General features: G+C 64.8%; 12 protein-coding genes. 5 read left to right on the top strand and 7 right to left on the bottom strand.

The annotated features are described in order from the left end of the window. Nucleotides 1–118: 118 nt before the first annotated feature. The 5 genes from DL237_RS17645 (at nucleotide 119) to DL237_RS17665 (ending at nucleotide 5298) form a co-directional block, all read left to right on the top strand. On the top strand, nucleotides 119–1210 hold the full coding sequence (locus DL237_RS17645) for an NAD/NADP-dependent octopine/nopaline dehydrogenase family protein (RefSeq protein ID WP_119400421.1): 1092 nt from the start codon (nucleotides 119–121) through the stop codon (nucleotides 1208–1210). Continuing rightward, complete coding sequence (locus DL237_RS17650; protein ID WP_119400422.1) at nucleotides 1207–2184, top strand: 3-hydroxybutyryl-CoA dehydrogenase; 978 nt, start codon at nucleotides 1207–1209, stop codon at nucleotides 2182–2184. The genes DL237_RS17645 and DL237_RS17650 overlap by 4 nt, the downstream gene beginning before the upstream one ends. Nucleotides 2185–2382: 198 nt before the next feature. Beyond that, complete coding sequence (gene dctP / locus DL237_RS17655) at nucleotides 2383–3405, top strand: TRAP transporter substrate-binding protein DctP (RefSeq protein ID WP_119400423.1); 1023 nt, start codon at nucleotides 2383–2385, stop codon at nucleotides 3403–3405. A gap of 73 nt (nucleotides 3406–3478) precedes the next feature. Further along, complete coding sequence (locus tag DL237_RS17660; protein ID WP_119400424.1) at nucleotides 3479–3970, top strand: TRAP transporter small permease; 492 nt, start codon at nucleotides 3479–3481, stop codon at nucleotides 3968–3970. A 14-nt stretch (nucleotides 3971–3984) separates the two neighbouring features. Beyond that, nucleotides 3985–5298 (top strand): TRAP transporter large permease, encoded by a 1314-nt coding sequence (locus DL237_RS17665; protein WP_199672144.1) that lies wholly within the window; start codon nucleotides 3985–3987, stop codon nucleotides 5296–5298. Between the two features lie 31 nt (nucleotides 5299–5329). On the opposite strand, the gene DL237_RS17670 is transcribed toward DL237_RS17665, so the two are convergent. The 7 genes from DL237_RS17670 to DL237_RS17700 form a co-directional block, all read right to left on the bottom strand. After that, nucleotides 5330–6064: a GntR family transcriptional regulator gene (locus tag DL237_RS17670; RefSeq protein ID WP_119400426.1), complete on the bottom strand. Its 735-nt coding sequence runs from the start codon at nucleotides 6062–6064 to the stop codon at nucleotides 5330–5332. Between the two features lie 144 nt (nucleotides 6065–6208). Then, a complete protein-coding gene (locus DL237_RS17675; RefSeq protein ID WP_119400427.1) occupies nucleotides 6209–7129 on the bottom strand; it encodes a LysR substrate-binding domain-containing protein in 921 nt (306 codons plus the stop codon). A 27-nt stretch (nucleotides 7130–7156) separates the two neighbouring features. Beyond that, complete coding sequence (locus DL237_RS17680) at nucleotides 7157–7993, bottom strand: alpha/beta fold hydrolase (RefSeq protein WP_119400428.1); 837 nt, start codon at nucleotides 7991–7993, stop codon at nucleotides 7157–7159. Nucleotides 7994–8001: 8 nt separating this feature from the next. Continuing rightward, complete coding sequence (locus tag DL237_RS17685; RefSeq protein WP_119400429.1) at nucleotides 8002–8400, bottom strand: hypothetical protein; 399 nt, start codon at nucleotides 8398–8400, stop codon at nucleotides 8002–8004. A 1-nt stretch (nucleotide 8401) separates the two neighbouring features. Then, nucleotides 8402–9580, bottom strand: a complete 1179-nt coding sequence (locus DL237_RS17690) for a muconate/chloromuconate family cycloisomerase (protein WP_119400430.1) — start codon at nucleotides 9578–9580, stop codon at nucleotides 8402–8404. Nucleotides 9581–9641: 61 nt separating this feature from the next. Next, nucleotides 9642–10511 (bottom strand): dioxygenase family protein, encoded by an 870-nt coding sequence (locus DL237_RS17695; RefSeq protein ID WP_119400431.1) that lies wholly within the window; start codon nucleotides 10509–10511, stop codon nucleotides 9642–9644. A 136-nt stretch (nucleotides 10512–10647) separates the two neighbouring features. Next, on the bottom strand, nucleotides 10648–12159 hold the full coding sequence (locus DL237_RS17700; protein ID WP_119400485.1) for an SLC13 family permease: 1512 nt from the start codon (nucleotides 12157–12159) through the stop codon (nucleotides 10648–10650). Nucleotides 12160–12412: the final 253 nt, after the last annotated feature.

Here is a 12412-nt window from a genome sequence, read left to right on the forward strand (position 1 = left end):
AATTTTATAAAATATGATTGACCGAACGTCGCAGGCAATCAAAGCTGACCCCCAGACAAGCACAGGGGGTGTCGGCGTGATGCGCGATGCCTGAAATGGACAGCAAAGAGGTTTCTGGATGAAGATCGCTATTCTCGGGGGTGGCAACGGCTCTATCGCGGCGGCAGGGGATTTTGCCTTGGCGGGGCACGAGGTCCGGTTGTGGCGGCGCAATGCGTCAGATGTGGCCGAACACGGCACCTATGACGACACGATCACCGTACGTGACGCCGACGGGACGCATGCGGGCAAGATGGCGCTTGTGACCAGCGACATTGCCGCCGCGCTCGATGGGGCCGAAATGATCTTCTGCCCGATCCCGGCGACGGCGCATGACGACCTTGCCCCCGTGCTGGCGCCGCATCTGAAACCCGGCCAGGTGATCTACCTGCCGCCCGGCACACTGGGCACCATGATCCTGGCGAACGCGGCGCGCGATGCCGGGACGCTGACGGGCGTGGCCTTTGCCGAAACCGGCACGCTGCCCTGGCTGGTGCGCAAGCATGGCTTTGCCGAGGTGGTGATTTCCACCCGTGCCGTCCGCCTGCCCACCGGGGTTTACCCGGTCGCCCTGCGTGATGCCGCGCTGAAAACCATCGACGCCGCCTTTCCCGGGGTGATCGAACCCTGCGAAGATGTCCTTTCGGCCGCCCTGATGAACGCCGGCCCGATCATCCACCCGCCCCTGATCATGATGAACGCCGGCCCGCTTGAACATTTCGAGGCCTGGGATATTCACAACGAGGGCACGCAGCCATCCGTCCGCGCCGTCACGGATATGCTCGATGCCGAGCGTGTCGCGGTGCGCGAGGCTTTCGGCTACGCCGCGCCGCACTTTCCGCTGGCCGACCATTACCACGATGACGGCGAGATGTGGATGTACGACCGCAAGAGCCGCGCCAACCTGACCGACAGCGGCGATTGGCGTGAAAAGATCGACCTGCACGCGCATCGTTACATGATGGAGGACACGCGCCTTGGCCTGTCCCTGATCTGTTCGCTGGCCGAGGTCGCAGGCGTCGACGTGCCATTGTCGCGCGGCCTGCTGGCCATCGGCGGCGCGATCAACGGCGTCGATTTCATGTCCTCGGGGCGGACGCTGGCGGATGTCGGCCTTGGCGGGCTGTCGATGGAGGCGCTGAAAGCCGCCGCCGAAGGCCCCGCCGCATGAGCGATCCGATTGCCTGTCTTGGCGCGGGTCGCATGGGGCGCGGCATTGCCATCGTCTTTGCCTACGCCGGTCACCCGGTCAGCCTGATCGACTTCAAACCGCGCGACGCCGCAAGCTTTGCCGCGCTGGCCGAGGACGCCCAAGCCGAGATCACCGCCACGCTGCTGATGATGTCGCGGTTCGGCATGTTCGATGCGGCATTGGTGCCCGCCATCGCCGACCGCATCAGCGTCGTTGCGGAGGCAGAGGCCGCCCCCGCGCTGGCCTCGGCTGCGGTGGTCTTTGAGGGCTTTCCCGAGGTGCCGGAGCTGAAACGCGAGGCCCTTGCGCGGGCCGAGGCGCTGATGGCCCCCGATGCGATCCTTGCCTCGACCACTTCGACGATCCTTGTCGATGACCTGTCGCCCGCGCTGGCGCGCCCCGGTCAGTTCCTCAACGCCCACTGGCTGAATCCGGCGTTCCTCGTGCCGCTGGTCGAATTGTCGCCCGGCGCCGCCACCCGACCCGACGTGACGGCAATACTGTCGGCACTGCTGGACGGCATCGGCAAGGTACCCGTCACCTGTGCCGCCAGCCCCGGCTACATGATCCCCCGCATTCAGCAGGTGGCCATGAACGAAGCGGCCCGCATGGTCGAGGAAGGCGTCGCCAGTGCCGAGGATCTGGAAAAGGCCATCCGCTACGGCTTCAGCTTCCGGTTCTCGGTGCTCGGCCTGCTCGAATTCATCGACTGGGGCGGCGGCGACATCCTGTTCTACGCCAGCGAATACCTGTCCAAGGCGCTGGACAATGATCGCTACGCCGCCCCCGACGTGATCCGCGCCAACATGGAACAGGGGCGCATCGGGCTGAAAACCCGACAGGGGTTCCTGAATTACGACGGCATGGATGTCGACGCCTACCGCGAAGACCGCCTGCGTGCGCTTGCGGCGCGTCTGGCCACCGAAGGGTTGATGGTACCGCCTGTCGTCTGACTGGCCACCGCCTCGGTCCGCCCGGTCACAAATCGGGCGGATTTTCGAAAGAATTATGGATTGTGCAAAATTAGTTTGACTCCGAAAGGTCCGGGAAAAATCATCTAAATCGCACGACCACAAAGGTCCGCCCCCTCGGGGGCGACAATACAGGCCGGACAACCGGCTGGATCACACCCCAACAGGAAAGCGAATGAAATGATCGACAAGACCACTCCTCGCCGCCGGTCCCGCGTTTCAGGGACCATGATGGCGGCCGCCGTCGCTGGCATGATGCTGTCGGGCACGGCCCTGCGTGCCGAAGAGGTGCTGAAAGCCGTCAGCGCCTTTCCCGTGCCGATGTTCTGGACACAGGATTTTCAGGATTTCGTCGCGGACGTGAACGAAAAGGGCAAGGGGGTCGTCAGCATCCAGATGATGGGCGGGCCTGAGGTCGTCCCCTCGACCCAGCAGATCGACGCGGTGAAACGTGGCATCATCGACATCCAGTATGGTCCCGCGACCTATCACCTGGGGTCCGCGCCCGAGATCGACGCGCTGGTCGGCTCCAACGTCACACCGCAGGACGCGCGCGAGGATGGCGGGTTCGAGCTGATGCAGACCATCCTGCAAGACCGCCTGGGCGTGCGCCTGCTGTCGATGGCGCAGACCGGGCTGGAATTCTATATCTGGACCGTCGACAAGCCGAAAATCACCGAGGATGGCAATGTCGATCTGGACGGCATGCGCCTGCGCTCGCAACCGATCTATGCGTCGTTCTTTGAAGGGCTGGGCGCCGTTCCCGTGTCGGCAGGGGTGCCGGATGTCTACACCGGGCTGGAACGTGGCACCTTCGACGGTATCGGCTGGCCAATCGCCGGCGTCACCGACCTGTCCTGGGACAAGTACCTGAAATATCGCATTGATCCGGGCTTTTTCAACTCGGACCTGGTGATCGTGATGAACCCCGACAGCTACGCCGACCTGTCCGACGAGGCCCGCGCGATCATCGACCAGGCGGCGATGGATTACGAACGCAGCTCGCGTGAGCGGCTGGCCGAGGTCACCGCCGAGACGGACAAGAAGGTGCGCGACGCCGGCATCGAAGTCATCACGCTGGAGGGCAGCACGGCCACCGATTACCTCGACAGCGCCTTCGGGTCTGCATGGGCGCGGCTGAAAGCCTCTGACACCACGCATTACGATGCGTTGCGCGCGGCCTTCTACCACGACGCCGAATGATCTGACGCCCCTGCCACCGCTGGCGCAGGCCCTTCCGGGCCTGCGCCGCCCTTCCCAGAACAGGACGTGCCCCATGCTGGTCAGGCTCTATGACCGCGCCATCCTTGGCCTTGCCGTGACTGGCGCGATCAGTCTCTTTGTGATCACGCTGATGATCGTCGTCGATGTCGTGTTGCGCAATACCGGCTTTCATCCGCTGCGATCCTCCAGCGCGCTGTCGGAATATGCGATGCTGTTTTCCACCATGGCCGCCGCGCCCTGGCTGGTGCGCGAGGGCGGCCACGTCGCCATCACCGCCTTTGTCGCGATGATGCCGCAGGCGCTGCGCTTTGCCATCGGCATGGCGACACAGGCGCTGGCGGTCGGTGTTCTGGGCCTGCTCAGCTGGCGCGCCGCCGTGATCGGCTTCGACAAGGCGGCCAGTCACACGATGGACATGCGCGCGATCAGCATCCCCGCCTGGGTGCTCTATGCGATGCTGGCGGTCGGGCTGGGGCTGATGGCGCTGGAATTCCTCCGCCTGCTGCTGCGGCGCGCGGTCTATTCCGGCAGTGCGGGGGCCTGAGCATGGAATGGTACATGACCTGGATCGGGGCCACCGCCCTGCTGCTGGGCGGTCTGCTGGCCCTGATGTTCCTGGCAATGCCGGTCGCCATCGCCTTTCTGGTGATCAACGTCGTCGGCGTGCTGCTGTTCATGGGCGGGCTGAACGGCATCGACCAGCTGATCGCCAATTCGACCGATTCCATCACCTCCTTCGCGCTGGTGCCGGTGCCGCTGTTCACCATCATGGGCGAGCTGCTGTTTCACACCGGCCTTGCGGTGAAACTGTTCGACGCGCTCGATATGTGCTTCGGGCGTATCAAGGGGCGGCTCAGCTATCTGACCGTGGCGGGTGGCACGCTGTTTGCCACGCTGTCGGGGTCGTCCATGGCCAATACCGCGATGCTGGGCTCGACCCTGATGCCCGACATGCTGCGCCGGGGCTACAAGCCGCATCTGATCATGGGGCCGATCATCGCCACGGGCGGCGTCGCCATGATCATCCCGCCGTCGTCGCTGGCGGTGCTTCTGGGATCACTGGCGCGCATCGACGTGGGCGCGCTGCTGATCGCGGGCCTTGTGCCGGGGCTGGTCCTGATGGCGATGTTCGTGGCCATGATCCGGGTGCAGATCGCGCTCGATCCCGACGCGGCGCCGTCCTACGCGGTGGAAAAACACTCGCTGGGCCAGATCCTGCGCGCGCTCGCCCTCAACGTCGCCCCGATGAGCCTTGTGGTCTTCTGTGTCATCGGCCTGATCCTGCTGGGCTGGGCCACACCGACGGAATCCGCGGCCTTCGGCGCGCTCTCCGTGGCGATCCTTGCGGCGATCTATGGCAAGCTGACCCGCACCGCGCTGATCAGGGCGATGATGGGCACGCTCAAGGTCTCGGGGATGATGCTGCTGATCATCATCGGCTCGACCACCTTTTCGCAGCTGCTGGCGTTTTCCGGGGCCTCGGCCGGGCTGATCAGCTTTGCCACCGGGTTCGAACTCGGCCATTACGGGATGCTGCTGGCAATGCTGGTGGTGTTGCTGGTGCTGGGCATGTTCATGGACCAGCTGTCGATCATGATGCTGACCCTGCCGGTGTTCATGCCGCTGATCGCGCTTTACGGGATCGACCCGATCTGGTTCGGCGTCACCATGCTGCTGGCGCTGGAGATGAGCCTGGCGACACCGCCCTTCGGCCTGCTGCTGTTCGTCATGGCCGGGGTCGCGCCAAAGGGTACGACGCTGGGGCAGATTGCGCGTTCGGTGCTGCCCTACCTTGCCTGCACACTGGTGTTGATCCTGTTGCTGGCGCTGTTTCCGGGGATGGCGACCTGGCTGCCGGGGCTGATCGACTAGACCCGGCTCGACCATGACTGGCGGGCGCGGTTCAGGTGCCGCGCGCGACCTCGTCCTGACCCTTCAGCAGGCTCTCGATGATCTCGCCTGTGCGGCGAAACCCCTTGGCCATCATCGCCACCGCCTCGTCCTCGCGCCGGGCGACGGCATGGGCTGCGATCTGGCTGTGCTCTGCCAGGTAGGATTGCTTCAGGAAGACGTTGCCGCCCTCGGTCGTGAAATAGGGCCAGCGATAGCGTTGCGTCTGGTTGTAGAGCTGGGTGGAAAACACCTGCATCCAGTTCGACCCGCTGGCGCTGATCAATGCGCCGTGAAAGGCGCGGTGGCGATCCTCCAGCTGTGTCGTTTCGTCTTCTGTCGCCTCGCGCCCCAGCTTGAGGTTGCGCTCAAAGCAGACCGACAGCTTGTGAAACGACCCCATCACGCGCCCCTCCCAATCGTCATCGCCCCTGCGGATCGACCGACGGAACGCTTCGCAGTCGATCAGGATACGGGTCTCGATGGCGTCCCACATCTCGGTCGTGGAAATCTCGGTCACGCGGAACCCGCGCGCGGCATAGGACACGACCAGCTGCTCGCTCTGCAACCGGTTCAACGCCTCGCGCAGCGGCGAAAAGCTGAAACCATAGCGTTCCTTCAGCGCCTGAAGCCGAAGCGGGCTGCCGGGGCGGAACTGACCTTTGAGGATGTCGGCACGTATCCGATCATAGGCCAACTGGCCCAGGGTCTGGTCGGCGGTCTGCGCCGTGGTGTTGTCCGATGGCATCTGCGCCTCCTGGATCGGGCCCACCCGGGGCCGCTGATGTGACGGACAGAGTAAACATCCCCCGCGGGTGCGGAAATACGAAATCCGGGATTTTCGAAAATATTCCGGGGCCGTGGCCGCAAGGAGGGAGCGGACAGCCGCGGCCTAAAGCGAAAGCGGGCCATCCGTCGCCGCGGCGCCGCCCTTGACGAACCGGCGCAGCACATCGAAAAAGTTCACCACCTGCGGGCGGCGATTGTCCAGCCGCGCCTGCATCGTCAGTTGCGTTCCGGGGTTCTCGCCTGAAAAGGGGCGAAAGAACACGCCCGGCCGGCTGACCCGGCTGACACTCTGCGGCACGATGGACAGGCCAACCCCCACCGACACCAGCGAAATCGCCGTCTGGTAATCCTGCGCAAAGACCTGGTCGCGCGGGATGAACCCGTTCATTTCGCAGGTGCGCAAGACATCATCGGCAAAGCTGGGCCGTGGTCGGCGCGGATACAGGACAAAGGTTTCAGCCTCCAGCGAGGTCAGCGCGATCGGCTGTTTCTGCGTCGCCAGGGCGGCATTGTCGGGCAGCGCCAGCACCAGCGGCTCGTCGATCAGCAGGACCGAGCGCAGATCCTCGCCCTGCAACCGGGGCCGGGCGACGGCAATGTCGATATCCTGCTGGATCAGCGCGCGTTCCAGCTCGGCGTTGTTCATCGCGGATAGCGACAGATCGACATTGGGAAAATGCGACCTGTACGATTTGATCAGCGTCGGCAGCGGGCCGTGGGTGGCCGACCCGACAAAGGCGATGCGCAACCGGCCCGCGCCGCCCTGTCCGATCAGGCGCGCCTCGCGATAGGCGCTCTCCTGTCGGTCGATCAGATCGCGGGCGCTCTCCAGAAAGGCGGCCCCTGCCTGCGTCAGCCGGATCTGGCTGCGCGAGCGGTCGAACAACTGCGCCTCCAGGTCCTGCTCCAGCGCGGCAATCTGGCGGCTCAGCGGCGGCTGCGCCATCTGGAGACGCGCCGCCGCCCGGCCAAAGTGCAATTCCTCGGCCACCGCAATGAAATATCTCAGCCGCTTCAGCTCCAAGGCGTCTCTCCTACCGCCCCGGAAGGCCTAGCCCATATGGGCCAGCGCCGCGACAAAGAAGGGCCGAAACGCCTCGGGGTTCTCGCTCATGGGAAAATGGCCGATGCCGGGCATCACCGCAAGGGTCGCACCGGGAATGGCATCGGCGGTGCGCTGCGCATCTTCGGGCGTGCAGGTCATGTCGTATTCCCCGACCATGATGTGTACCGGCCGCACCGAGGTGTCGATCTGCCCCAGCTTGCCGACAAGGCTGTCGTCCTGGGTATAGAAACTCAGGTCGCCGCGAAACACACCGGGACCGGATTGCATGAACATCCACTGCGTGTTCCAGCGCTCCACGCTCGGGCCCTGCGGGGCGATATTGGCACTGACCAGCGCCGCGCCCATTTCGCCGCCATGGGCGTCGGGGCGGTGGAACCAGTCGATGTCGTACCACGCGGGTTGAAAATCGCTGGCCTCGATGGCGATGAACCCCTTGAAGGGTGCGCCATGGTGAAGCGCCAGTTGCAGCGCGATGCGCCCGCCCATGGAACACCCCGCATAGATCGGCCGGTCAAGGTCCAGGGCGGCGACCACCGCCAGCACCACCTCGATATAGAACGCGGTGGTCAGCAGGTATTCTTCGGTCTCCCAGCCCTCGGGGGGCAGGGATTTGCCGTGCCATGGCATGTCGATGGCGATCACGCGATGATCCTTGGTGATCGCGGCATCGTTCATGATGTGGCGCCATTGGCGCGTATCGGCCCCCGCGGTGTGCAGGCACAGCACAGGCTGGCCTTGCCCGGCCTCCTCGAAATAGATCCGATAGGGGCGGCCCGCGGCCGTGATCGTGACGTAGCGGCCGGTGATGGGTTCGATGGTCATATCTGTGCTCATGCCGTGATCTCCCGGTCCGGTTCGCGGCCCAAGGCCATGAAGTCCTTGAAGAACCGCAGGTTCTTGACGAGGGTCAGGATATCGCCCTCGATCCGCCCCCGCCCGGTTTTGACAAACCCGAAGATGTCGTGAAAACCCGCCTCCGGGATCGGCTGCCAGTACTTGTCCAGCGCCGCGCGATCAACGCGGATGGCAAAGCACCACGGGATCTTGCGCGACGGGCCTGTCGTGATGCCCTCGACCGCGCCGCGATGGAAGTGCAGGTACAGCTCTTCTCCGTCGACCTCGATCAGCACGGTTTCCGAGAATAGCGCGCCGAGGCGGGCCAGATGCGCCTTGCCCGACAGGGCCTGCGCCATGGCGGTGAAGCGGGGCAGAAGGTCACTGTCGCTCATCTCAGGCGTTCCTTGCGTATTTGTCGATCATTTCGGGGTCGGGGGTCACGCCCAGACCGGGGCCGGTCGGCAGATGCACCCGGAAATCCTCATAGCGCAGGCTGTCGCTGACCAGGTCCTCGACCAGGATCTTGGGGCCGAACTGCTCGGTGCCCCATTCCAGATGTGGCAGGGTGGCAAAGACATGCAGATGCCCCGCCGCCCCGATCGAGCTTTCCAGCAGGCAGCCGCCGTACATCTGCACCCCGCCCGCCGCCGCGATCCCCGCGACGCGTTTCAGGTTGTGCACGCTGCCATGTTTGCACAGTTTCAGCGACAGGACCGACCCGGTCGCGGCGGCAACTTCGCGCTTTGCCTCGCTCAGGGTCGACACGCTTTCGTCCATCATGATCGGGATGGACGACCGCGCGGCAATGCGCGCGCTTGCCTCGGTCTGTCCCGCGGCAATCGGCTGTTCGATCAGGCTGACGCCCAGGTCGTGCAGCTCCGGCAGGTAACGGATGCACTCGGCCTCCGACCAGCCCTGATTGACATCAGCGACGATCATCGTGCCGCTCGGCAGCGCCTTTTGCAGCGCGCCGAGGCGGGCAAGGTCGGTGGCCGGATCGGCAAAGCCCAGCTTGATCTTGAACCGGTTGAACCAGCCGCGCTGGATCATCGCCTGCGCCTCGTCGACCTCCTGCGCCGCGTCGCCAGACGCCAGCGCCCAGATCGCCTCGATGCTGGTGCGCACCGCCCCCCCCAGCAGCACATGCGCCGGCACGTTCAGGGTCTTGCCGAGCGCATCCAGCAGCGCCATGTCGATGGCCGATTTCGCGGTATAATTGCGCTTCGCCGCCCGATCCATGATCAGCGTCGCCGCCTCGAGGTTGCAGCCGGGCTGACCGACCAGCGCGGGCGCAAGATAGGTGTCGATATTGGCCTTCATCGCCTCGACGCTTTCCTCGGCCCAGCGGGGGCCGCCCAGGGTCGACCCTTCGCCGTACCCGATCACGCCGTTTTCCAGCAGCACCTCGACCAGGATATACCCCTGATGGGTGACCGAGGTGTTCGACAGCTTGTGATTGCGCGTCGTCGGGGCCGCGATCATGCGCGCAGTAATGCGGCGGATCGCCGTGTCGCGCAGCAGGTCGGTGGACAGGTCGGCAGCCGGGGAAATGGCGCCGGGGGAAACGGTCATGAGCAGCCTCGTTCTTGCGGGGTCAGGCAACGCCGCAACGCTGCCTGACCGAGGTGTGGGTTTATTCCGCCGCGACGCGGCCCAGCAGGGCATTGTTGCGGATCACGAAATCAAAGGTCATCACCAGGTCGGTATCCGCACCCTCGGGGGCGGGCTTCATCTCGCCGATCAGATCCTCTTTCACGGCAAAGACCGAGTCATTGTCGAGGTACTCTGTCTCGCTGTCATAAATCTGCGAAATCAGCGATTTGTAGCCGTCTTTCATGATCATGAAGTGGACGTGACCGGGGCGCATCGGGTGGTGGCCCATGTATTTCAGCAGCTCGCCCGCCGCCCCGTCATCGGGGATCGGATAGGGCACGGGGCGGATCGCGACCAGGTCGTACTGGCCGTTCTCGTCGGTCTCGAACCGGCCGCGCAGGTTCATTTCCGGCTGGTCGGGGTCCTGCTGTTCATACAGCCCGTTCGGCGCATCTTCCCAGACGTCCATCGTGACGCCGGGCACCGGGTTACCCTCGGTGTCGCGGATCGTGCCGGTGATGCGCAGGGTCTCTTGCCCCTCGAAACCCTTCTGGATGATCGAGGCCCCCTTGGGCAGAACCGGCGGGTTTTCCCGATAGAACGGCCCCAGCACGGTCGAGATCGTCTCGTTGTGCGTCGGCTTCTTGTCGATCATGTCGGCCAGAACCTCGACGCCCAGAATGTCCGAGATCAGGATGAATTCGTTGCGCGCCGCGTCCGAGATATCGCCGGCCCGGCGCAGCCATTCCATCGCGCCCAGCCATTCGTCATAGCTCAGGTCGACCTCCTTCATGAAGGCGTGCATGTGTTTCAGCGCCGCCTCCATGATCTGGCGGTTGCGCGCCGGGATATCGTCGCCGAGCGCGCCGACGACGGCCTCCGTGATGTTGTCCAGGGTGATACTGCGCATGTGGTTCTCCTCCCAATCAATGCGAATTTTCGTCATTCTGCGCCGCTCGGTGATACTCGGCAATGCCCGGCCAAGTATCCCTTGATACGCAAAAGGTATGACCCCGCAGCGGTGCGAACTGCGGGGCCCTGGCCTGTCAGCGCGTCAACACCATCGGCACCAGCGTCTCGATCAGCACGAAGATCACGACCAGCGAGATCATGTTCAGCCAGACCCCGGCGCGCACCATCTGCTTGATCGACACCTCGCCCGAACCGAAGGCCACGGCGTTCGACGGCGTCGCGACCGGCAGCATGTATGCCGAACAGACGGCCAGCGTCATCACCGCCGTCATGATCAGCGGATCGATCCCGATACCCACGGCGACCGATCCCATGATCGGAAAGAAAGCGGCGGCCGTTGCGGTATTGCTGGTCAGCTCGGTCAGGCCCAGCCCGACGACGGCCGCCACGATCAGCACCACCAGCGGCGGCATGTCACCCAGGCTGCCGACCTGCGCGCCGATCCAGCCCGACAGGCCGGTCAGCGTAAAGGCGGCAGACAGGCTCAGCCCGCCGCCGAACAGCAGCAGCAACCCCCATGGAATGTCGCGCGCCGCATCCCACGTCAGCAGGGCAACGGGGCGGCCATTGGCATCGCGCTGCCCCGACGACACCACGAAACAGGCCACAGCCGCCGTCATCGCCACCTGGCTTGAGGAGATCCCGCCAAGAAACGGCAGGGCGTCGCCCACGAATGCGATCTTGCTTATCAACGGCACCACGACCCAGAAAAAGATCGCGCCCAGAAAGATCAGCGAGACCCGTGCCTCGGCCTTGCTCATCGGTCCCAGTCCTTCGACCTCGCGTCGGATCAGCGCCGCGCCCCCGGGCAGTTCGCGCAGGTCGGACCGGTAGACAACCTTGGTCAGCAGCACCCAGGCAATCGCCAGCATGACCACGGCGAAGGGCACGCCGATCATCATCCACTGGGCAAACCCCATCAGGTAATCCTGCTGGTCCATCAGGTAGGCCGCCATCAGCGCCGTCGGCGGCTGGCCGACCAGCGTCGCGGTCGACCCGATGGTGACGCCATAGGCAATCCCCAGCATCAGCGCGGCGGCGAACTTGCGATCGACGCCCTTTTCCCGGTCCAGATCCCGCACCAGTTTCAGGATCGACGCGCCGATCGGCACCATGATCACCGCCGTCGCCGTGTTGGAAATCCACGCCGAAATGAAGGCCGAGGCGATCATCATCCCCAGCACGATCTGGTCGGGGCGGGTGCCCACCATCTGGATCGTGCGCAGCGCCACGCGCCGGTGCAGGTTGCTGCGTTCCGTCGCCAGGCCCAGGATCACCCCGCCCAGCACCAGGAACACGACCGCATTGGCATAGGGTGCCGACACCTGGCCGAATGTGCCGATGCCGAACAGCGGAAACAGCACCAGCGGCAACAGCGATGTCACCGGGATCGGCACGGCTTCGGTCATCCACCAGATCGCCATCCACAGGGCGCATCCCGCCGCCGCGCGCCCGGCAAAGGGCAGGCTGTCAGGCAGCAGCCACATCAGCAGCAGCCCGACAATCGGGCCAAGCGCCATCATGCGATAGCTCAGCGTTTCCGTCGCGCCTGTGTCGGGCGCACCCGCCTCGGACGTTTCTGTCATCTTGTTCAAAGTGTAGTCCTCCGTCCCCCTGGGCGCAGACCATGGTCGCGCCCGTCGTGTTGTGCCCGGTCTGCCGCCAGACGGCGCGCAGCAGTGACGCGTCGGCCACTCCGTCACCCGCGCTCTCGGCCTGTCTGCGCGCAAAACCCGCACAGCCCGGAATCGCCGGGAAAATCAGGGTTTGTCGGGGCGAAGGCAATGCCGGTGCGGGTATCCTGTCATACCCAAAATAGCGTTTGCCGCGTCACGCTGT

Source organism: Pseudooceanicola sediminis, assembly GCF_003575965.1.
Classification (GTDB): Bacteria; Pseudomonadota; Alphaproteobacteria; order Rhodobacterales; family Rhodobacteraceae; genus Pseudooceanicola; species Pseudooceanicola sediminis.